This window comes from Streptomyces sp. Xyl84, from assembly GCF_059731885.1.
Map to the genome: position 1 here is coordinate 3,311,365 of NZ_AP029182.1, position 21,174 is coordinate 3,332,538.

Genomic DNA, 21,174 nt, shown 5'->3' on the forward strand with positions numbered 1-21,174 from the left:
CCCGGTACGGACCCGAGAGGTCCTGGGCCGCGTCGGCGGCAGGGCCCGGGAGAGCCGGCGGAAGACCCTAGGTCCTGTCGTCACATTCCCGTCGTCCGCCCGGAGGGCGGGCCTCGCGGCGTCAGGTGCGTGCTCTCGGCGTGCCGGGCCCTGACCCTCGTACTGGACGTACTCGGGTCTGGGCCCGGTGCGGCGAGAGTGCGTGCATGGCGTCGCGAGGCAGGCGGGAATGTGACGACAGGGCCTAGGAGAGCTGGAGCAGGCCCCGCAGGACGTCGCGGCTCTCGTCCGGCCCGGGGCTGTCGTGCTGGAGCTCCTTGAGCGCCCTCTCGTACTGGGTGACGTCCTCGCGCTTGTCCAGGTAGAGCGCGCTGGTCAGCTGCTCCACGTAGACGACGTCCGACAGGTCGGACTCGGGGAAGCTGAGGATGGTGAACGCCCCGGACTCGCCGGCGTGCCCGCCGAAGCTGAACGGCATGACCTGGAGCCGCACGTTGGGCCGCTCGGAGAACTCGATCAGGTGCTGCAACTGGCCCCGCATGACCTCGCGGTCGCCGTACGGGCGGCGCAGGGCGGCCTCGTCGAGGACGATGTGCAGCTCCGGGGCGTTCTCGGAGACGAGGTACTTCTGCCGCTCCAGGCGCAGCGCCACCCGCCGCTCCACGTCCGCCTCGCTCGCGCCCTGCATGCCGCGCCGGACCACCGCGCGGGCGTACGCCTCGGTCTGCAGCAGCCCGTGCACGAACTGCACCTCGTAGACGCGGATGAGTGACGCGGCGCCCTCCAGGCCCACATAGGTGGGGAACCAGTTGGGCAGGACGTCGGAGTAACTGTGCCACCACCCCGCGACGTTGGCCTCCTTGGCGAGCGAGAGCAGCGAGGTGCGCTCCGCGTCGTCGGTGATGCCGTACAGCGTCAGCAGGTCTTCCACGTCACGCGTCTTGAAGCTCACCCGGCCCAGCTCCATGCGGCTGATCTTCGACTCCGAGGCGCGGATCGAGTACCCCGCCGCTTCCCGCGTGATCCCCCGCGCCTCTCGCAGTCGCCTCAGTTGCGAGCCGAGCAGCATGCGACGCACCACCGATCCGGGCTCTCCCGCGCTCACCTTCGCCAGCCTCCCCAGCCGTCCTCAAGGGCCGAAGTCTGCCACTAAAACACTTCGAGCAGTACTCGGGCGATTACGGAAATGGAAAGAGATCACAGAAAACGTGCAGCGTGAGGCAAGAAGGAGGCCGGCGGCGATCGAGAAGATGGCGGAAAAAATGACCAACAAGCGGTACGGGTAGGTCCAATTCGGTCGCGTGCACGTGCATCTGCCCTTGCATCTGCCCTGCGCATCCGAAACCATGGTCCCGCGCCACCGCTGCATCGCAACGACCAATGCATCGCAACGATCGCGATTTCCCGGGAGTGCCTCGCATGGGGACGAATGGATCGACCATGCTCCAGCCGTTACGGCAGGGCCTTCCGCCGCTGGACCCCTCGGCCGTGTGCGACGCCGCCTCCTGCGCCCTGCCCGCCCGCTACGAAGCCGTTCGCGAGGCCCGGCAGTTCACGCGTACCACGCTCGACCAGTGGGACCTGGGCGACCGCTTCGACGACGTCTGCCTCGTGGTCTCGGAACTCGTCACCAACGCCCTGCGGCACGCGCTGCCGGACGCTCCCGCCGCGTGCGGCCGCGAGCAGGGCCCCTCGGTGCGGCTGCACCTGATGCACTGGACCGAGCGGCTGGTGTGCGGCGTGCGCGACCCCAGCCAGGACAGCCCGGTCGCCCGCGACACCGACGACTTCTCGGCCGAGTCGGGCCGCGGCCTGTTCCTCGTCGAATCCTTCAGCGACGGCTGGGGCTGGCACCCGCTCGCCGGCACGCTCGGCGGCAAGGTCGTCTGGGCGCTGTTCCGGCTGCGCGCCAACGACTGAACGAACGTTCGGCCGGACGGAGTGCGCGACCCATCCGGGACGGCACTCCTTCGCCCCGGCTCCGGCCGGCCGTGACCGGTTGCGGCCGGGCGTGACGCCTCCCACCGGTGTTCTCCGCGGCCGCCCGTGCCCCCGGATCCCGCACCCCGAGGGGTTCCCGCACCCCGGCGGGTTCCCGTACCCCGGCCCGCGCCGTCAGCCGGCGATCAGGTGGTCGAACTCGCCGTCCTTGATCCCCAGCAGCATCGCCTCTATCTCCGCCCGGGTGTAGACGAGCGCCGGACCGTCGGGGAACCGGGAATTCCGGACGGCCACCTCTCCTCCCGGGAGCCGCGCGAACTCCACGCACGACCCCTGCGAGTTGCTGTGCCGGCTCTTCTGCCAGGCCACCCCGCGCAGGTGTGTGGCCGCCATGCCGTTGTGCACGTCGCACTCCCCGTACACGCCCTCGACGTCGTGGTTCACAGGTCGCTCCCCGGTGGTGCACTGGCTGGTATGGCCATTGATGCATCGGTCAACTGAACCGGATCATAACCTTGTTCATGTGCACGTGCATGAGCAGATGCACGTGCACGCGGAGTGCTTCGACGATTACAGCTTTGACGAGCCCTTTACCGAAGCTGTGGTGCGTTTGCCCCGGGAAGAGCTGGGCATGCGCAACACTTTCCGCGCACACGCCCGGAGGCCCGCCCACGCGCTCCCGGTGACACGTGCACGGAGGAAAGACGCACGGGGAGCCCACGGTGTTCCGTCCGCCGCCGAGGAGCTTCGCGCAAGTGACCCGATAACCTGCTCCGGTCGTACCGGCCGCCGGCCGGCCGGCCGGTTTCCAGGTGGGGGGATCTCAGTGACCAGGACGACCAAGGGAGCGCGGATCGCGGCCGCGGGCCTGCTCGGCGCACTCACGCTGACCGCGTGCGGCAGCGGCGGGGACCCGGATTCCGGCGGCGGCACGGGGAGCGGCGCCTCCGCCTCCGCGACCCCCTCGTCCGGCGGCAGTGCGGGTGCCGCGTCGGGCGGGGAGGCCGTGTCCGGCGGGAGCGGTACGGGTGATACGGGCGGTGCGGGCGCCAAGGACTCGCCGCTGAGCGGGAGTTGGCTCACCACCAGCGGCGGCAAGGCCGTCGTGCTCATCATCACCGGCCGGCAGGCGGCGCTGTTCTCGACGGACCGCACCACGTGCACCGGCACCGCGGCCGCGCAGGCGGGCAAGGGCACGATCCGCCTGGACTCGTGCAAGCAGCGTTCGGCAGGCACGGTCGACGCCGTCAACAAGACCACTCTCCAGGTGACCTGGGAGGGTGGACTCGGCAAGGAGACGTACACCCGGGCCGAGGGCGGGGCGCTACCGTCAGGGCTGCCCACGGCGAGCCCCGGCGCCTGAACGTCCGCGACGTCCGCCCGGTCCGGTGGCGGGGCGGGCAACCGCGCCGCACGCTCGTACGTGATGATCCTTGAGCATCGTCACGACCCGAGGAACCAGTACATGCGCGCCTTTCCGATCACCGTCACCGCCGTCGCCGCGGCCCTCCTCCTCGCCGCCTGCGACAGCGGTGACGGCAGCAGCGGCACCGACACCGGCAGCAAGAACACCGACCACGCCGCCTGCCGGATCGGCGAGGTCGGCCTCCAGGTGGGCCCGGCCAACGCCGCTCCCGCCGCGGGCGACACCGGCGACGTCCCGGTCACCCTGACCAACCGGGGCGACCGGTGCACCCTGAACGGTTTCCCGGGGGTCACCCTGTCCGCCGGGAGCACCTCCGCACGCGTCGCGGAGGACAAGACCGGCCGTCCGCAGGAACTCACCCTCGCCAAGGGCGACACCGCGTCCTTCACGCTCACCTACGTGCGGGGCAAGGAGGGCGACGCGAAGGCCCTGGGGGCGACCTCGCTCAGGATCGCCCTGCCCGGCGCGGGCGAGGACCGGACCTTCAAGTGGTCCTACGGCCCGGTGCAGGGCAAGAAGAGCGCGGCCGAACCGGACGCCTCGGTGACGGCCTTCCAGCAGGCCGGTGACTGAGCGGACCAGGAACTGACCGGAATCGGGAGCGAGCATTCCAGGGGCCAGGGCTGAGCAGCCAGGGAGTGAGCAGGCCCGGGTGCGGCGGGCGCTGTCGGCGTACGCCGGCGCGGGGCCTGGCCGGTGTGCGCCTGCACGGGCGTGTGCCTGCGCCGGGGCCGGGGGCGGCGGTCACGCCCCGGCCGGCGGCAGAGTGCTGCTCCCCACCCCAGTCCTCGTCACCCCAGTCTTCGTCGGGACTTCATCTGGGCCCGGTCGGCGGCCTGGGCGCCCTCCGTCCAGCCCGCGGCGTCACTGACGCCGCGCAGCCGGGTCGTGGTCGTCTCCGGGAACATGTGCTCCAGCCGGTCGGTGACCGCGAGGTCGCGGCCGGCGAGGACGGGCAGCAGGTCCTCGGTCACCTGGGTCTCGGCGGCCGCCGCGAGACGGATGCCGATGCGGTGGGCGTAGGCGGCGAGGAAGGACTGCCGAAACGTCTTCGTCCGTCTGCGCCCGCCGGCTCTCTGGGCCGCCTCGGCCCGCGTCATCGCGGTCGTGGCCTGCACGAGGAGTGAGGTGTACAGCAACTCGACCGCGTCCAGCTCGGCCTCGAAGCCGACGACGGTGGAGAAGCCCAGGGGTTCGTTCCACACGGCCCGGCAGTGGTTCGCGGTCGCGACCGCGTCCAGCAGTACGGCCTTGGCCTGTTCGTACGGCGGTTCGACGCCGATCCGGCAGGCGCCGGGCGTGTCGGGCGCGGGGGCGCGGGCGGCGAGCAGCGCCTCGTCGACGCTGTGCCGGGCCATCAGCTCCTGGGCCTTCGCGCTCAGCGCCTCCGCCTCCTCCGGGAACCCGGTGGCCTCCGCCTTGGCCAGCAGCGCCCGGATGCGGCCGAGCACGCGGGACTCACCGGCCGGGGCGGCGGACGGGCGCCCGGCGGACGGCTCCAGGTGTTCGAGGGCGGGCAGCCGCAGGAGCAGGCGGTACAGCTCCAGTACGGCGGTGGCGTAGGTGAAGCGGTCGGTCCGGGGCGGCGCGCCGGTGGGCAGTGCGTCGAGCTGGGCGGTCCAGCGCCGGCCGCGCGGAAGGTCGTGCGGGGCCTGCGCGCGGATCAGGTCGGCCACGAGCCCGGCGTGCGCCTCGCCCAGTTCCCGTCCCGCGATCCGCACGACGTCGGCGGGCTGCCAGCCGCGCTGCCACGCGGTCACCACGAACTCCCTGCCGCGCCGGTCGAGTTCGGCGTCGGCGGCGGGGTCGGCCGCGAGCAGGGAGGCGCCGGCGTCGAGGGCGTCGTCGGAGGCGGCGTAGAGGGCGGTCCGGAAGGCGCGGTCGACGGTCCCGGACTCGCCGGGCCCCCCGGACTCACCGGCGGTCTCGGAGGTGCGGGAGGAGCGCGAGCTTCCCGAGGAGCGGGAGTTCCCGGCGGAGCGGGAGTCTCCGGCGGAGCGGGACGTGCGGGACGTGGTCACGGATCGATCGTGCCACGAGGCCGAGAGAACGGGATTCTTCGTCCACAGCCTGTGGAAAACCTACGGTGGATCGGGTGGCCGATGTTCGGGGAAGCCGTCCAGATCAATGTCAACCCGAGGTTGACAGTCCTCGCCTGTCAACCTACGGTTGACACATGACGAACCCCAGCATCCGGTCGACGGTCCGTCTCGACGACCTCATCTCGGCCATCAAGCAGGTCCACCAGGAACCCCTCGAACAGCTCCAGGACGCCGTGCTCGCCGGCGAGCACCTCGGCGAGGTGGCCGACCACCTCATCGGTCACTTCGTGGACCAGGCCCGCCGCTCCGGCGCCTCCTGGACCGACATCGGCGCCAGCATGGGCGTCACCCGCCAGGCCGCGCAGAAGCGGTTCGTGCCCAAGGAGTCCGCCGACCTCGACCCCAGCCAGGGGTTCAGCCGCTACACACCCCGCGCGCGGAAGGTCGTCATGGCGGCCCACGAGGCCGCGAAGTCCGCGCGGAGCCCCGAGGGACTGCCCGCGCACCTCGTCCTCGGTCTGCTCGCCGAGCCCGAGGCCCTCGCCCCGCAGGCGATCCGGGAGCAAGGGGTCACCCTGGAAGCCGTCCGTGAGGCCGCGACCGCCGCGCTGCCGCCCGCGTCCCCCGACGCCCCGGACCTCGTCCCCTACGGCCCCGCCGCCAAGAAGGCCCTGGAACTCACCTTCCGCGAGGCCCTGCGCCTCGGCCACAACTACATCGGCACCGAACACATCCTGCTGGCCCTGCTGGAACTGGAGAACGGCGAGGGCCCGCTGAGCGGACTCGGCCTCGACAAGGCGCGCACCGAGGAGTACGTCACGCGCGCCCTGGAGAAGCTCACGGCCGGCCGCGAGGAGGGAGCGGCACCCTCGGAAACCCCCTCGGCCCCCTCCGAGTGATCCGGCGGGCCGCAGGTCACGGGCGATTGTCACAGGCGCCTGCGACACTCACGGCATGACCGACCGGTGGGCTCTCGCCCCGGCCGAGGACGGCGGCGCAGACGTCGTACCCCTCGGCCGGGACGGGCTGCCCGCCGGACCGGTGCGCCGGGAACCGGACCTCGCCGGGGCGGTGCGCAGCAGGCCGGACGTCACGCGGTGGGTGTGGCGGTCCACGGCCGAGGTCTACCCGCGCCTGCTCGCCGCGGGCGTGCGGGTCGAGCGCTGCTACGACATCGAGGACGCCGAGACGCTCCTGCTCGGCCACGAGGGACACCACGGCGAGCCGCGTTCGGCGGCGGCCGCCCTGGCCCGGCTGCGCGGCGGTCCCGTACCGCCCGACCCGCCTCTGCGGCCGGCCGCGCCCGGCGCGCAGTCCTCGCTCTTCGAACCGCAGGGCGCGCCCCTGCCCCTGACGGACCTGCTCGCGGTCTACGCCGAGCAGCAGCGGCGGCACGGGCGGACCGCCCACCCCGACCGCATGCACCTGCTGACCACCGCCGAGTCGGCCGGGATGCTGGTGGCGGCCGAGATGAACCGGGCGGGCCTGCCCTGGAGCGCGGACGTGCACCGCCGGGTGCTGCACGAACTGCTCGGCGAGCGGTACGCGGGCGGCGGTGAGCCGCGCCGCCTGGCCGAGCTGGCCGACGAGGTGTCGGCCGCCTTCGGCCGCCGGGTGCGGCCCGATCTGCCCGCCGAGGTCGTCAAGGCGTTCGCCCGGGCCGGGATCAAGGTCAGGTCCACCCGCCGGTGGGAGCTGCAGTCCGTGGACCACCCGGCGGTGGCGCCCCTGCTGGAGTACAAGAAGCTGTACCGGATCTGGGTGGCGCACGGCTGGGCCTGGTTGCAGGACTGGGTGCGCGAGGGCCGGTTCCGCCCGGAGTTCCTGGCCGGCGGCACGGTCACGGGGCGCTGGGTGACCAACGGCGGGGGCGCCCTGCAGATCCCGAAGGTGATCCGGCGGGCCGTGGTCGCCGATCCGGGCTGGCGGCTGGTGGTGGCGGACGCCGACCAGATGGAGCCGCGCGTGCTGGCGGCCGTCTCCCGCGACCCCGGCCTCATGGAAGTGGCCGGACGGCCGGACGACCTCTACCAGTCGGTGTCCGACCGCGCCTTCTCCGGCGACCGCGCCCAGGCCAAACTGGCCGTGCTCGGCGCGGTCTACGGCCAGACGTCCGGGGACGGCCTGAAGAACCTGGCCGCGCTGCGCCGCCGTTTCCCCCGCGCGGTGGCCTACGTCGACGAGGCCGCGCGGGCCGGCGAGGAAGGCCGGCTCGTACGGACGTGGCTGGGGCGCACCTGCCCGCCCGCGGCGGGGCCCGGGGAGGACGACGCGACGCAGGAGGCCGGCCTCCCGCAGGACGAGCCGGAGGAGCGGGCCGCCGGTCAGGGCTGGGCCCCGGGGTACGCCTCCGGCCCCGGGCGGGCCCGGGGCCGCTTCGCCCGGAACTTCGTCGTCCAGGGCAGCGCGGCCGACTGGGCCCTGCTGATGCTCGCCGCGCTGCGCCGCTCCTGCCGGGACCTGGCGGCGGAGCTGGTCTTCTTCCAGCACGACGAGGTGATCGTGCACTGCCCCGAGGAGGAGGCCGACACGGTCGTCGCCGCGATCCGGGAGGCGGCGGACCTGGCGGGACGCCTCACGTTCGGCCCGACACCGGTGCGGTTCCCGTTCACGACGGCGGTGGTCGAGTGCTACGCGGACGCCAAGTGACGCCCGGCGGCCAGGACGCGTTCCGCCCGGAACGGCCGTGCTCCGGCGGACCGGGCATCCGCCGGCACCGGCGAGCGGCGGCGGACGGCAACCGGACGGCGACGGGGTGGCACCTGGGCGGCGGTGCGGCCGTCAGATGATCGGCGGGCGGCCCAGCCGGATGAGCCGCCACACCGTGCGCCAGCGCATGGGCCGGCGTTCGCCCGCCGGCCGGCGCAGCCCCTCCGCAAAGCCGCCGAGCCACGCCCGCAGCCCGGCGGCCGACCGCGTCCGCAGGAGTGTGAGGAGCGTCCAGACGCCCAGGTGGACCGGGATGAGGACGAGCGGCAGCCGGCGGCGGACCAGCCAGACCCGGTTGCGGGCGGTGACGCGGTAGTAGATGGCGTGCCGCGCAGGGGAGGTCTTCGGGTGCTGGAGCAGCAGTTCGGGCGCGTAGAGGATCTTCCAGCCGGCGTCGGCGGCGCGCCAGGCCAGGTCCGTCTCCTCGTGCGCGAAGAAGAACTCCGCGGGCCAGTCGCCGGTCTGTTCGAGCATCCGCATGCTCAGGGCGTGCCCGCCGCCGAGGAATCCGGTGACGTACCCGCCCCGCATCGGGTCGGCGGAACCGAGCCGGGGCACGTGCCGCTGCTGGGTCTCGCCGTGCTCGTCGGCGATGCGGAAGCCGACGATGCCCAGGTGCGGATCGGCGGCGTACAGGTCCCGTACGCGGCGCAGCACGTCCGCGTCGACGAGCAGCCCGTCGTCGTCGAGTTCGACGACCACGTCGACGTCGCCGTACTCGCGCAGCCGGGCGAGGGCGACATTGCGGCCGCCGGGGCAGCCGAGGTTGTCGTCGACGTCGATGGCCGTGACCTCGCCGGGCAGCGAGAGCCGGCGGGCGAACTCGGGCAGCCGGCAGCCGTTGCCGACGATCACGATGCGGGCGGGCGCGAGATCCTGTTTGGCCACGGACTCCAGCAGGGCGTCGACCTCGGCGGGCCGGTTCCCCATGGTGACCACGGCAACGGCGATCCTCGGTTCCCTGGCTCCCACCGCTTCCACCACTCCCGCTCACCCCGTCCGGCGACGGCGGCGCCCGCGCTTGCCCGCGCGGCACCCCGCTCCCCGCCCGTCCGTCGTCGTCCAGCCGTCCTCGTTCACCAAGATGTTGCCTCATTTCCGCCGGTTGTCCCGACACGACATCGCTTTGCCTCCTCTTTCCGCCGCCCTGCCACGATTTACCGCACGGCCGCTCCTGCGGTACCCCTGGTGAGCCACCACCGGAACACCGAACCCGCAGGGGGACGACAGACATGCGACTGCGCTGCGCCGTGCTCGACGACTTCCAGAACGCCGCGCTCACCGCCGCCGACTGGTCAGCGGTGAGCGACCGGGTGGACGTCGTCCGGTACGCCGAGCACTTCACGACGCAGGACGCGCTGGCGAAGGCGCTCGCCGACGCCGACATCGTCGTGACCCTGCGCGAACGGGTCCGCTTCCCGGCCGCCCTCCTGGACCGGCTCCCGTGCCTGAAGCTGCTGATCGCCTCCGGGATGCGCAACTCGGCGATCGACCTCGCGGCGGCCCGGGCGAACGGCGTGACCGTGTGCGGCACCGAGTCGTCCGCCACGCCGCCGGTGGAACTGACCTGGGCCCTGCTGCTGGGCCTCGCGCGCGGGATCGTCCAGGAGAACAACGCGCTGCGCGGCGGCGGCCCCTGGCAGTCCACCGTCGGCGCCGACCTGCACGGCCGCCGTCTCGGCCTGCTCGGACTCGGCAGGATCGGCAGCCGGGTCGCACAGGTGGGGCTCGCCTTCGGGATGGAGGTCACGGCATGGAGCCGGAACCTCACCGCGGAGCGGGCGGACGAGGTGGGCGTGGCCCTGGCGCCGAGCAAGGAGGACCTGCTGTCTAACGCCGACTTCGTCTCGGTCCACCTCGCCCTGAGCGACCGCACCCGCGGCCTGCTCGGTCCCCGTGAACTGGCCCTCCTGAAGCCGACGGCCTACCTCGTCAACACCTCCCGCGCCGCCATTGTCGACCAGGAAGCGCTGCTCGCCGCGCTGCGCGAGGGACGGATCGCCGGGGCGGGCGTCGACGTCTTCGACACCGAGCCGCTGCCCGCGGACCACCCGATGCGCACCGCCCCGCGCCTGCTCGCCACCCCGCACCTCGGCTACGTCTCCCAGGCGAACTACGCGCGCTACTACGGACAGGCGGTGGAGGACATCGAGGCGTACCTGGCGGGCCGTCCGGTCCGGGTACTCGGCTGATCCGGGACACCGTCCCCTCGCCGGCAACGGCCGCACGAGAGGGAACCGGCCAAGCAAAAAGCCAGGTCACAAGGTAGGTGACCTGGCCTTTTCAAGAGAGCCGCTTTCGGGATTCGAACCCGAGACCTACGCATTACGAGTGCGTTGCTCTGGCCATCTGAGCTAAAGCGGCGTGCTGCTCGCACCAGGGTGCGGTCGGCAACGTCCGTAAGTCTACACAGTTTCCGGAGGTGGTTCGTACCCGCCCCGGAGGGGGTGCCCCCGGGGCGGGTGGCAGCGGCTACGAGCAGCGCTTTCCCTGGGCCGGCGGGGTGCCGCGGAGCAGGTAGGCGTCGATCGCGGAGTCGATGCAGCGGCTGCCCCGGCCGAAGGCGGTGTGCCCGTCGCCGTCGAAGGTCAGGAGGTGGGCCGAGGAGAGCTGGCGGGCGAGGGAATGGGCCCAGCGGTAGGGGGTCGCCGGGTCGCGCAGGGTGCCGACCACCACGATGGGCGCGGCGCCCTTCGCCTCGATGCGGTGCGGGGCGCCGGTGGGTTTCACCGGCCAGTACGCGCAGTTCAGGGAGGCCCAGGCCAGGCCCTTGCCGAAGACCGGGGACGCCTTCTCGAACGCGGGCAGGGCCTTCTCCACCTCGGCCGGGGTGTCGTACGCCGGGGGCAGGTCGAGGCAGTTCACGGCGGCGTTGGCGTACATCAGGTTCTTGTAGTGGCCGCCGGAGTCGCGCTCGTAGTAGCTGTCGGACAGCGCCAGCAGGGCGGCGCCGTCACCGTCCTTCATCGCCGAGGTCAGTGCCCCGCGCAGCTGCGGCCAGGCGGACTGGTCGTACATCGCCGCGATCACCCCGGTCGTGGCGAGCGCCTCGCCGAGCTTGCGGCCGCTCGTGTCACCGGTGGGGATCGGATGTGCGTCGAGCTTCCGGAAGAAGGCCGCGAGGTGGTCACCGGCCTGCCGCGGTGTCGTGTCCGTGCCGCCGAGCGGACAGTCGCTCTGGCGCACGCAGTCCTTGGCGAACGACTGGAACGCGGTCTCGAAGCCCGCCGTCTGGTCCAGGTTCATCCGCGCCGCGGACAGGGACGGGTCCAGCGCGCCGTCCAGCACGAGGCGGCCCGCCCGGTCCGGGAACAGCCCGGCGTACGTCGCGCCCAGGAACGTCCCGTACGACGCCCCCACATAGGTCAGCCGGCGGTCCCCGAGGACGGCCCGGAGGATGTCCATGTCACGGGCGGCCTCGACCGTGGAGACGTGCCGCAGCAGCCGGGGGGCGTGGGCACCGCACCCTTCCGCGAACTTCCGGTACGCGCCCACCAGCGCGTCGGTCTCCTCGCGGTCGTCAGGGGTGACGTCGGTCTGCGTGTACGTGTCCATGTCGCGGTCGCCGAGGCACTCGACGGGCTCGCTGCGGGCGACGCCGCGCGGGTCCATCGCCACCATGTCGTAGCGGGCGCGGACCTCGGCCGGGTAGCCGAGCCCGGCGTACTGCTGCAGGTACCCGATGGCCGAACCGCCGGGTCCGCCCGGGTTCACCAGGAGGGAGCCCAGCCTGCTGCCCGGGCCCGTGGCCTTCTTCCTGGCCACGGCCAGCCGCACGTCGCCAGCCGACGGCCTGGCGTAGTCGAGCGGCGCCTTCATCGTGGTGCACTGGAAGCCGGGTGCTCCGCAGTCGCGCCAGGTCAGCTTCTGGCCGTAGTACGGCGTCAGCGAGGACGGCGTGGACCGCGGCAGCGCCGCCAGCACCGCGTCCGCCGCGGGCGCGGCCTGGTGCCGGGTCTCCCGGGCGGAACAGGCCGGCACGAGCAGGGCTGCGGCGGAGAGCAGCGCGGCGAGGGCGATGCCGCGGCGGGAGCCCGCCGGGCTGGTCCTGGATCTGGCCCGCGGGACGGCCGGGGAGTCGCCCGGGGGGTCGTTCGGGTGGCGGTTCAAGGGGTCGCTCGGACGAGGGGCGCGCCTGAAGTACATCGAGCGAGCGTAACTCTCCGCGATCACGGACGTACGCTGCGCGCGCGTCGTGCCCCGTACGAGTGATGCCCGGGCGGCGGGGCCGGCACCGAGAGTGAGGACCGGGCGGGGCGGTCGGCGGACGCCGGGGCGGCTGCGGGACGACCAGGTGCCGCCAGGGCGGCCCCGGAGCGCCCACAGGCTGTCGGCAGCGCCGAGGGCGGGCGGGGGCGGGCCTCGGCTGCCAGGCGGGACCGCCGGACCGCGGGCTCGCCGGCTGCCCCGGCGGTGGCAGGCGGGCGGGGCAGCGGGCCCGGGACAGCCGGGCGGTGTCAGCCGGCTCTCAGTGCCATCGTCATCGCCTCCACCGCCAGCAACGGGGCCACATTGCGGTCGAGGGCGTCCCGGCAGGCGGCGATCGCTTCTATGCGGCGCAGCGTCGCTTCCGGGGAACTGCCCCGGGCGACCCGCTCGAGGGTGTCCTCGACGTCCGCGTTGGCGATCGCCACGCGGGAGCCGAGCTGGAGGGCCAGGACGTCGCGGTAGAGAGCGGTGAGGTCGGTCAGGGCGAGGTCGAGGCTGTCGCGCTGCGTACGCGTGCGGCGCCGCTTCTGTTTGTCCTCCAGGTCCTTCATCACGCCCGCCGTGCCGCGCGGCATCCGGCCGCCCTGGACCGCGCCCAGCGCCGCCTTCAGCTCCTCGGTCTCCTTCGCGTCCGTCTCCTCGGCGAGCGCCTTCGCGTCGTCCGCGGCCGCGTCGACGAGTTCCTGGGCCGCCTTGAGACAGCCGCCGATCTCGTCGAGGCGGAGCGGAAGCCTCAGCACGGCGGCGCGGCGCTCACGCGCGGCCGGGTCGGTGGCCAGGCGGCGGGCCCGGTCGACGTGCCCCTGGGTGGCGCGGGCGGCCGCCGCGGCGACGTCGGGGGCGACCCCGTCCCGGCGTACGAGCATGTCGGCCACCGCGCCCACGGACGGGGTGCTCAGGTTCAGGTGGCGGCAGCGGGAGCGGATCGTGGGCAGCACGTCCTCGATCGACGGGGCGCACAGCAGCCACACCGTGCGGGAGGCGGGCTCCTCGACGGCCTTCAGCACGGCGTTGGCCGACTTCTCGTTCAGCCGCTCGGCGTCCTCGACCAGGATCACCTGCCAGCGGCCGTTCGCCGGGGAGGTGAAGGACTTGCGGACGGTGTCCCGCATGTCGTCGACGAGGATCTGCGCGCCCACGGCGGCGACGGTGGAGACGTCGGCGTGCGTGCCGACCAGTGCCGTATGACAGCCGTCGCAGAAGCCGCAGCCGGGGGCGCCGCCGAGGGCACGGTCGGGGCTGACGCACTGCAGTGCGGCGGCGAAGGCCCGGGCCGTCTGCGTGATGCCCGCGCCCGGAGGGCCGGTGAACAGCCACGCGTGCGTCATCTTCGACGCCTCGGGCGGCGCGGCGCCGGTGGCGGCCGCCGTCACCAGGGCGTCGGCGTCCCGGGCAGCGGCGGCCAACTGCTCGCTGACCTTCTCCTGCCCGACGAGGTCGTCCCACACGCTCATGGGTCACGCCGCCCTTTCGTCATGGTTCGTGGTGCGGGATCCATTGTGCGGGGGCCCACTGACAACGGCGGACCACCGGCCGGCCCCGGGGGCCGCCCCGCGCTCAGAGGCCGGCGGTTCGGCGCGTTCCGGACGGGCCGGCGCCCGGGCGGCCCTGGGTCCTGCGAGCCGGGAGGGAACAGGGTCCGGCGGGCCGGGGACCAGGAGCCCGCCGGTTCGGCGGGGACCGACGATCCGGGAACCCGGTGGCCCCCACATTCCGTCCACTCCGGAACCGGCGATCCGCCACCCGGGACCGGCGGGATCCGGCGGTCCGCCGCCCAGGTCCGGCGGGGTCCGGTGGGCCGCCGCCCGGCTCCGGCGGCCGTGGCGTGGCCTGCCCGGTCAGGAGCACCGACCGGTCCCTCCCCCGGCGCACTCGCAGGCGCTGCGCGCCGACGACGCGCGCCGGCCACGGCCCGCCCTCAGCCCCGGCGTCCGCGGCCCCGGCCGTCGTCGTGCCCGTCCTCGTCCTGACGCGGTCCCAGCAGCTCGTCCGCCAGGGTCGGCAGGTCGTCCAGTGGGGTCTCCTCGGCCCAGTCCGGCCGCGGCCGGGCCGGACGGGCACCGCCGTCGGCCCCGACCTGCGGCAGCTCGCGCGTCCGGTCGTCAGAGCCGTCGGGCCGGACGGACGAGGGCCGCTCGTCCCGGAAGAAGCCCGGCGGAACCCGGTCCGTGATGTCCCCGCCACGCGCGTCCGCGGGGTCCGTGTCCCGCACCGGAGGCAGGACGGCGGTCTCGTCGGCCGCCCCGGCCAGGGCACCCGATCCCCTGCCGCCGTCGCCGCCGGTTCCGGCGCCGGCCCCCCTGCCACCGCCACCGCCGTCGCCGCTGCCGTCGGCGGGCACCAGCGGCAGGACCGCCGTCTCGTCGGCCGCCCCGGTGGGCGCCTCCGGTCCCTTCGGCGCCGACGGCCCGGACGGTCCCGGCCGCTCGGACGGCTGCGGCAGCTCGGCGGTGACCTCCGCGTCGGACTCCGGCCCGGCGTTCCGGCCGGAGCCACCGCCCGGACCACCGGAGCCCGGAGCCTCGCCCGGCTCGCCCCACCGACCGCTCCGGTCCGGGCGGCCCGTCTGGTCCCATGTGTCACGCACCGGCGGCAGGACCGTCGTCTCCTCCGCCGGGTCGGCGGCCGGCCCGGCCTCGGCGGGCGCCGGGTCCACCACGGGCGTGGGCACGGTCACCGCGTCCGACGGCGGGGCGGCAGCGGCGGGAGGCTCCGGCCGGCGGGGCCCCGACTGCGCCGCGGCAGCGGCCTGCTCGGCCGCCCGGCGCGCCTCCTCGGCGCGCAGCAGCGCCTCCTCGGCCTTCTTCTGCTTCTCCAGGCGCCGCGCCTCGGCCTCGGCCCGTACCCGGGCCTCCTCCTCGGCCTCCCGGCGCAGCCGTTCCTCCTCGGCCTTGCGCCGGGCCTCGGCCTCCGCGCGCGCCTGCTCCTCGGCGAGCAGCCGGGCGCGCTCCTCCTCTGCACGGCGGCGCGCTTCCTCGGCGCGCTGCCTGGCCTCCTCCGCCTGCCGTTCGGCCTCGCGCCGCTGCGCCTCCTCCAGCTCGCGCCGCTTGCGCTCCTCCTCCTCGGCGCGCAGCCGGGCGAGCTGCTCCTGGCGCTCCCGCTCCAGGCGCTCCTCCTCGGCCTTGCGCCGGGCCTCTTCCTCGGCCTTGCGCCGGGCCTCCTCCTCGGCCTGCCTGCGCGCTTCCTCCTGGGCCTTCACCTCGGCCTCGGACAGCGGCAGCATCTGGTCGAGCCGGTGCCGGACGACGGTGGTGACCGCCTCGGGCTCCTGCCCGGCGTCCACCACCAGATACCGTCCGGGGTCGGCGGCGGCCAGCGCCAGGAAACCGGACCGCACGCGCGCGTGGAACTCCGCCGGCTCCGACTCCAGGCGGTCGGGCGCCTCGGTGAACCGCTCCCGGGCGGTCTCCGGGGAGACGTCCAGCAGGACCGTGAGGTGCGGTACGAGTCCGTTGGTCGCCCAGCGGGAGATGCGGGCGATCTCGGTCGGGGACAGGTCACGGCCCGCGCCCTGGTAGGCGACGGACGAGTCGATGTACCGGTCGGTGATCACCACGGCACCGCGCTCCAGGGCGGGCCGTACGACGGTGTCGACGTGCTCGGCGCGGTCGGCGGCGTAGAGCAGTGCCTCGGCGCGGTGGGACAGTCCCTGCGAGGACACGTCCAGGAGGATCGAGCGCAGCCGCTTGCCCACGGGCGTGGCGCCCGGCTCGCGGGTGAGGACGACCTCGTGCCCCTTCTCCCGGATCCAGTCGGCGAGCGCCTCGGCCTGCGTGGACTTGCCCGCACCGTCGCCGCCCTCCAGGGCGATGAAGAAGCCGGACTCGGCGGGCGCCGTCAGGGGGTCGTCGCCGCCGCGCAGCGCGTCGAACAGGTCCTGCCGCAGCGGTACGCCGGAGCGGTCGTCGACCTTGGCCAGCACCAGCGCGGCCACCGGCAGCAGCAGCGCGCCGACGAGCATCAGGGTGAAGGCGGCGCCGCCGTGCGCGAAGACGAACCGGCCGTTCTCCAGCCGGTGCGGGCCGATCCCGGCCGCGACCACCGGGGCGCACAGGGCGCCGACGGCCACGAAGACCCGGACCACCGCGTGCAGGTGCTCGGTCATGCGCGGCCTGCGCTGGTCCTCGGTCTCCAGGTCGAGCAGGGTGTGCCCGGCGTTGGCGGCGATGCCGGCGCTCACCCCGGCCAGGGCGAGGAGCAGCAGGACGGTGGTGACGTCGGGGACGAGTCCGGCGGCGAGCAGGGCGATGCCGGTGACGGCGACGGCCAGCGCGAGCAGCCTGCGCCGCGACAGCGAGACGAGCACCTTGGGCGCCGTACGGATGCCGACGACGACCCCGCCGGTCAGGGCGAGCACCGCCAGTCCGTAGAGCACCGGGCCGCCGCCCAGGTCGCGGGCGTGCAGCGCGCAGACGGCGACCGCGGCGGCGATCGCCCCTGCGACGGCCGCGGAGGCGAGCACGAGCAGCGGCACCGCTCCGGTGCGGCCCCTGTCCGCTACGGTGCCCGCCTTGGGGCGGCGCAGCCCTTCCAGCGGCGAGCGCGCGCGGGGGGTGTGGGTGCCGGGCAGTTCCAGGTAGGTCAGCACGGACAGGGACGCGGCGAACAGACCCGCCGCGACGTACGCGCCGAGAGCCGCCTGGTGCTGGTCGAACCAGGCGACGCCGGTGCCCAGGAGGTTGTTGAACAGGGAGGCGACGACCAGGACGCAGGCCGCCAGCGGGATCGCCAGGAAGGACGTCCGCAGCGACAGCCGGCGCAGGGCGTCGAGGTGGTCGGGCAGCGGCCGGACGGTGGCGCCCTCGGGGGGCGGGGCGGGCAGCAGCGCGGGCGCCGCGCTCTCGCGGCACACCGTCCACAGCCGCTCGGCGACGCCGGTCACGAAGACGGTCACCAGGAGGAGCGCCGGTGCGTTGCCCGGGGTCCAGTCGATCCACAGCGGGGCGACGATCAGCAGCGCGGCGCGCACGCCGTCGGCGCCGGCCATGGTCCAGCGGCGGTCGAGCGGCCCGCCGGGCGCGGTCAGCGCGGAGAGCGGCCCCAGGAGCACCGCTCCGAAGAGCACGGTCGCCACGATGCGGGCGCCGAAGACGATCGCCACCGCGAACGCCGCGCCCCGGTAGCCGCCGCCGAAGGATCCCTGGGCGACCGCCGCCTGGAGCACCAGCACGACGAGGACGAGGAGCGCGAGGACGTCTCCCACACCCCCCAGCAGCTGGGCGCTCCACAGCCGCCTCAGCTGGGGTCGGCGCAGCAGCGCGCGTACGGCGCGCTCGCGGGAGTCCGCGACCAGTGCGTCGTCGGGGGCCGGTGTGTGGGCCGTTGGCTGCTCGGCTCGCGTCATGCGTTCAGCCTATCGGGACGCGCCGACAGCCCGTCGTGACCGCCCGAACGTCTGCGCGCCCCGGCAGGGATGTGCTGCCGGGGCGTACGAGGGGCGTGCGTCGTGTGAACAGATGTGAAGAACCGGGGCACGGTGCCGCGGTCCCCCGGGTACGGGGTACTCAGGGGCCGCGGTACCGCTCAGTCCTCGGCCGCCGCCTTGGAGGCGGTCGCCTTGGCCGCCGTCTTCTTGGCGGCCGTCTTCTTCGCCGTGGTGGTCTTCTTCGCCGTGGTCTTCTTGGCCGCCGTCTTCTTCGCGGCCGTGGACGCCGTCTTCTTCGCCGTCGTCTTCTTGGCGGCGGCCTTCTTCGCGGTCTTCTTGGCCGGGCCCTTGGCGCGCTTCTCCGCCAGCAGCTCGAACCCGCGCTCAGGGGTGATCGACTCGACGCTGTCGCCGGAACGCAGGGTCGCGTTGGTCTCGCCGTCGGTGACGTACGGGCCGAAGCGTCCGTCCTTGACCACGACCGGCTTCTCGCTGACCGGGTCGGTGCCCAGCTCCTTCAGCGGCGGCTTGGCCGCCGCGCGACCGCGCTGCTTGGGCTGGGCGTAGATCGCCAGCGCCTCTTCCAGCGTGATCGTGAAGAGCTGGTCCTCGGACTGCAGGGACCGCGAGTCCGTGCCCTTCTTCAGGTACGGCCCGTAGCGGCCGTTCTGCGCGGTGATCTCCACGCCCTCGGCGTCGGTGCCGACGACGCGCGGCAGCGACATCAGCTTCAACGCGTCGTCGAGGGTCACGGTGTCCAGGGACATCGACTTGAAGAGCGACGCCGTGCGCGGCTTGACCGCGTTCTTGCCCGTCTTCGGGGTGCCCTCGGGCAGGACCTCCGTGACGTACGGGCCGTAGCGGCCGTCCTTGGCGACGATCTGGTGGCCGGTCACCGGGTCGGCGCCCAGCTCGAAGTCGCCGCTCGGCTTGGCGAGCAGTTCCTCGGCGAGTTCGACGCTCAGCTCGTCCGGGGCGAGGTCGTCCGGGATGTCGGCGCGCTGGTGCTGCTCGGTGTCCTTCTCGCCGCGCTCGATGTACGGCCCGTAGCGGCCCACGCGCAGCACGATCCCGTTGCCGACCGGGAACGACGACACCTCACGCGCGTCGATCGCGCCCAGGTCGGTCACCAGTTCCTTGAGGCCGCCGAGGTGGTCCCCGTCGCCGTTGCCGGCGTCCGCGGCACCGCCCTCGCCCGTGCCTTCACCGAAGTAGAACCGCTTCAGCCACGGCACGGCCCGCGCCTCGCCGCGCGCGATGCGGTCGAGGTCGTCCTCCATGCGGGCGGTGAAGTCGTAGTCGACGAGCCGGCCGAAGTGCTTCTCCAGCAGGTTCACCACGGCGAAGGAGAGGAAGGACGGCACGAGCGCCGTGCCCTTCTTGAACACGTAGCCGCGGTCGAGGATCGTGCCGATGATCGACGCGTACGTCGACGGGCGGCCGATCTCGCGCTCCTCCAGCTCCTTGACCAGGCTGGCCTCGGTGTAGCGGGCCGGGGGCTTGGTGGCGTGCCCGTCGACCGTGATCTCCTCGGCGCCGAGCGCGTCGCCCTCGGTGACCTGCGGCAGACGGCGCTCACGGTCGTCCAGCTCGGCGTTCGGGTCGTCGGCGCCCTCGACGTAGGCCTTCAGGAAGCCGTGGAAGGTGATCGTCTTGCCGGAGGCGCTGAACTCCACGTCCCGGCCGTCGGCCGCCCGGCCGCCGATCTTCACGGTGACCGAGTTGCCGGTCGCGTCCTTCATCTGGGAGGCGACGGTCCGCTTCCAGATCAGCTCGTAGAGCTTGAACTGGTCGCCGGTCAGACCGGTCTCGGCGGGCGTGCGGAAGCGGTCGCCCGAGGGACGGATCGCCTCGTGCGCCTCCTGCGCGTTCTTGACCTTCCCCGCGTACGTGCGCGGCTGCGGCGGCAGGTAGTCGGCGCCGTACAGCTGCGTGACCTGGGCGCGGGCGGCGCTGATCGCCGTGTCGCTCAGGGTGGTGGAGTCCGTACGCATGTACGTGATGTAGCCGTTCTCGTACAGCTTCTGCGCGATCTGCATGGTGGCCTTGGCGCCGAAGCCGAGCTTGCGGCTGGCCTCCTGCTGCAGCGTCGTCGTACGGAACGGGGCGTACGGCGAGCGGCGGTAGGGCTTGGACTCGACGGAGCGGACGGAGAAGGACGTCTGCTCCAGGGCGGCGGCGAGCGCACGCGCGTTCGCCTCGTCGAGGTGGAGGGTGTTCGCGCTCTTCAGCTGCCCCAGCGAGTCGAAGTCACGGCCCTGCGCGACGCGTCGGCCGTCGACCGTCTGGAGCCGCGCGACCAGGGACGACGGGTCCGACGGGTCGCCCGCGCGGCCGGTCGCGAAGGTACCCGTCAGGTCCCAGTACTCGGCCGAGCGGAAGGCGATGCGCTCGCGCTCCCGTTCGACCACGAGCCGGGTCGCGACGGACTGGACGCGGCCTGCCGACAGCCGCGGCATGACCTTCTTCCACAGGACCGGCGAGACCTCGTAGCCGTAGAGGCGGTCGAGGATGCGGCGGGTCTCCTGGGCGTCGACGAGCTTCTGGTTGAGCTGGCGCGGATTGGCGACGGCCGCCCGGATCGCGTCCTTGGTGATCTCGTGGAAGACCATGCGCTTGACCGGGATCTTCGGCTTCAGCACTTCCTGGAGGTGCCACGCGATGGCCTCGCCCTCGCGGTCCTCATCGGTGGCGAGGAAGAGTTCGTCGGAGTCCTTCAGCAGGTCCTTGAGCTTCTTGACCTGGGCCTTCTTGTCGGCGTTGACCACATAGATCGGCTGGAAGTCATGTTCTACGTCCACACCGAGGCGGCGGACCTCGCCGGTGTACTTCTCGGGGACCTCCGCGGCCCCGTTGGGAAGGTCCCGGATGTGCCCGACGCTCGCTTCGACGACGTAGCCGGGGCCGAGATAGCCCTTGATCGTCTTCGCCTTGGCAGGCGACTCGACGATGACGAGTCGGCGGCCGCCCTGTGCGGTCTCGCTGGTCGGGGACAACTTCGCTCTTCTCTCCGGTCGACGCTTGGTCTCGCTGTGTCTCGCTGGATCTCCCCGGATGTGTGGATTCCCGGGGCCGGGCAGTGCTGACGCTGCGGAGTGTGACGGTACATCCCGCCCCCGTGTCAAACGGGAAAAGCCCGCAACGGCCACTCGAACGGTAACCCGACTACCGCCCTTCCTGCCGCCCGGAGTGCCGACGGGCCGGTCCGGGCAGATGCGGAAGGTGATCCACCGGATACGCGGAGCCGGGCGCCGCGACGGTTCTCACACGCCCGTCAGGCACCACGCCCCGAGCGCGAGACAGCCCAGGGCGATCACGGTCGCGAGGGTCACCGACACGGCCTGGTGCACCCCGAGGGCCACCGGCTCCCGACGCCGCGCCCGGAGCACCGTCCACCCCAGCAGGACCGCTCCGAACAGGGCGAACACCGTCCCCGTGAAGATCGCCGGACCGCTTTCCACGTACGTACCCTCCGCCCCGGA

The 21,174-nt window shown here is 73.5% G+C and carries 15 protein-coding genes and 1 tRNA gene; 6 read left to right on the plus strand and 10 right to left on the minus strand.

All coding sequences use genetic code 11. From position 1 onward, the window contains the following. Positions 1-244 precede the first annotated feature (244 nt). Positions 245-1,069 carry a Sco1979 family transcriptional regulator gene (locus AC6I72_RS14290; protein WP_051812224.1) on the minus strand — a complete coding sequence of 275 codons (825 nt, stop codon included), beginning with the start codon at positions 1,067-1,069 and terminating at the stop codon, positions 245-247. A 350-nt stretch (positions 1,070-1,419) separates the two neighbouring features. Between AC6I72_RS14290 and AC6I72_RS14295 the strand changes: the two genes are divergently transcribed. Next, the gene (locus AC6I72_RS14295; protein ID WP_498001150.1) at positions 1,420-1,920 is read left to right on the plus strand and encodes an ATP-binding protein; all 501 of its coding nucleotides are present in this window, start codon (positions 1,420-1,422) and stop codon (positions 1,918-1,920) included. Positions 1,921-2,115: 195 nt separating this feature from the next. On the opposite strand, the gene AC6I72_RS14300 is transcribed toward AC6I72_RS14295, so the two are convergent. After that, complete coding sequence (locus AC6I72_RS14300) at positions 2,116-2,385, minus strand: DUF397 domain-containing protein (protein ID WP_037850527.1); 270 nt, start codon at positions 2,383-2,385, stop codon at positions 2,116-2,118. Positions 2,386-2,767: 382 nt separating this feature from the next. Here AC6I72_RS14300 and AC6I72_RS14305 point away from each other — a divergent pair, with 382 nt between their 5' ends. Both AC6I72_RS14305 and AC6I72_RS14310 read left to right on the plus strand, forming a co-directional pair. Further along, entirely contained in the window at positions 2,768-3,304 is a 537-nt protein-coding gene (locus AC6I72_RS14305; protein WP_498001151.1) for a hypothetical protein, read from the plus strand. A 102-nt stretch (positions 3,305-3,406) separates the two neighbouring features. Next, complete coding sequence (locus AC6I72_RS14310) at positions 3,407-3,940, plus strand: DUF4232 domain-containing protein (protein WP_498001152.1); 534 nt, start codon at positions 3,407-3,409, stop codon at positions 3,938-3,940. Positions 3,941-4,158: 218 nt separating this feature from the next. Here the strand turns inward: AC6I72_RS14310 and AC6I72_RS14315 are convergent, their stop codons facing one another. Beyond that, complete coding sequence (locus AC6I72_RS14315; protein WP_498001154.1) at positions 4,159-5,388, minus strand: DUF2786 domain-containing protein; 1,230 nt, start codon at positions 5,386-5,388, stop codon at positions 4,159-4,161. Between the two features lie 155 nt (positions 5,389-5,543). Here AC6I72_RS14315 and AC6I72_RS14320 point away from each other — a divergent pair, with 155 nt between their 5' ends. Together AC6I72_RS14320 and AC6I72_RS14325 are read left to right on the plus strand one after the other, a co-directional pair. Beyond that, on the plus strand, positions 5,544-6,308 hold the full coding sequence (locus AC6I72_RS14320) for a Clp protease N-terminal domain-containing protein (protein ID WP_498001155.1): 765 nt from the start codon (positions 5,544-5,546) through the stop codon (positions 6,306-6,308). A gap of 55 nt (positions 6,309-6,363) precedes the next feature. Further along, positions 6,364-8,058, plus strand: a complete 1,695-nt coding sequence (locus tag AC6I72_RS14325; RefSeq protein WP_498001156.1) for a bifunctional 3'-5' exonuclease/DNA polymerase — start codon at positions 6,364-6,366, stop codon at positions 8,056-8,058. Between the two features lie 132 nt (positions 8,059-8,190). Here AC6I72_RS14325 and AC6I72_RS14330 read toward each other — a convergent pair whose 3' ends face one another. Next, entirely contained in the window at positions 8,191-9,090 is a 900-nt protein-coding gene (locus tag AC6I72_RS14330) for a glycosyltransferase family 2 protein (protein ID WP_498001157.1), read from the minus strand. 260 nt (positions 9,091-9,350) lie between these two features. Between AC6I72_RS14330 and AC6I72_RS14335 the strand changes: the two genes are divergently transcribed. Continuing rightward, on the plus strand, positions 9,351-10,310 hold the full coding sequence (locus AC6I72_RS14335; RefSeq protein WP_498001159.1) for a D-2-hydroxyacid dehydrogenase family protein: 960 nt from the start codon (positions 9,351-9,353) through the stop codon (positions 10,308-10,310). 98 nt (positions 10,311-10,408) lie between these two features. Here AC6I72_RS14335 and AC6I72_RS14340 read toward each other — a convergent pair. The 6 genes from AC6I72_RS14340 to AC6I72_RS14365 all read right to left on the minus strand — a co-directional run bounded on the left by AC6I72_RS14340 (position 10,409) and on the right by AC6I72_RS14365 (position 21,153). Continuing rightward, a tRNA-Thr gene (locus AC6I72_RS14340) sits at positions 10,409-10,482 on the minus strand. Between the two features lie 108 nt (positions 10,483-10,590). Continuing rightward, positions 10,591-12,264, minus strand: a complete 1,674-nt coding sequence (locus tag AC6I72_RS14345) for an alpha/beta hydrolase (RefSeq protein WP_498001161.1) — start codon at positions 12,262-12,264, stop codon at positions 10,591-10,593. A gap of 311 nt (positions 12,265-12,575) precedes the next feature. Beyond that, complete coding sequence (locus AC6I72_RS14350; protein ID WP_498001162.1) at positions 12,576-13,781, minus strand: DNA polymerase III subunit delta'; 1,206 nt, start codon at positions 13,779-13,781, stop codon at positions 12,576-12,578. A gap of 464 nt (positions 13,782-14,245) precedes the next feature. Then, positions 14,246-17,671: a dTMP kinase gene (tmk, locus tag AC6I72_RS14355; RefSeq protein ID WP_498001164.1), complete on the minus strand. Its 3,426-nt coding sequence runs from the start codon at positions 17,669-17,671 to the stop codon at positions 14,246-14,248. 179 nt (positions 17,672-17,850) lie between these two features. Further along, entirely contained in the window at positions 17,851-20,688 is a 2,838-nt protein-coding gene (gene topA / locus AC6I72_RS14360; protein WP_498001165.1) for a type I DNA topoisomerase, read from the minus strand. 267 nt (positions 20,689-20,955) lie between these two features. Further along, the gene (locus tag AC6I72_RS14365; protein WP_498001167.1) at positions 20,956-21,153 is read right to left on the minus strand and encodes a hypothetical protein; all 198 of its coding nucleotides are present in this window, start codon (positions 21,151-21,153) and stop codon (positions 20,956-20,958) included. Between the last annotated feature and the right edge of the window lie 21 nt (positions 21,154-21,174).

What these genes read in the sequence shown, in the direction of transcription:
- AC6I72_RS14290 (WP_051812224.1), bottom strand. Translation starts at nt 1,069, where the DNA reads ATGCTGCTCGGCTCGCAACTGAGGCGACTGCGAGAGGCGCGGGGGATC.
- AC6I72_RS14295 (WP_498001150.1), top strand. Translation starts at nt 1,420, where the DNA reads ATGGGGACGAATGGATCGACCATGCTCCAGCCGTTACGGCAGGGCCTT.
- AC6I72_RS14310 (WP_498001152.1), top strand. Translation starts at nt 3,407, where the DNA reads ATGCGCGCCTTTCCGATCACCGTCACCGCCGTCGCCGCGGCCCTCCTC.
- AC6I72_RS14320 (WP_498001155.1), top strand. Translation starts at nt 5,544, where the DNA reads ATGACGAACCCCAGCATCCGGTCGACGGTCCGTCTCGACGACCTCATC.
- AC6I72_RS14325 (WP_498001156.1), top strand. Translation starts at nt 6,364, where the DNA reads ATGACCGACCGGTGGGCTCTCGCCCCGGCCGAGGACGGCGGCGCAGAC.
- AC6I72_RS14335 (WP_498001159.1), top strand. Translation starts at nt 9,351, where the DNA reads ATGCGACTGCGCTGCGCCGTGCTCGACGACTTCCAGAACGCCGCGCTC.
- AC6I72_RS14345 (WP_498001161.1), bottom strand. Translation starts at nt 12,264, where the DNA reads ATGTACTTCAGGCGCGCCCCTCGTCCGAGCGACCCCTTGAACCGCCAC.
- AC6I72_RS14350 (WP_498001162.1), bottom strand. Translation starts at nt 13,781, where the DNA reads ATGAGCGTGTGGGACGACCTCGTCGGGCAGGAGAAGGTCAGCGAGCAG.
- tmk (WP_498001164.1), bottom strand. Translation starts at nt 17,671, where the DNA reads ATGACGCGAGCCGAGCAGCCAACGGCCCACACACCGGCCCCCGACGAC.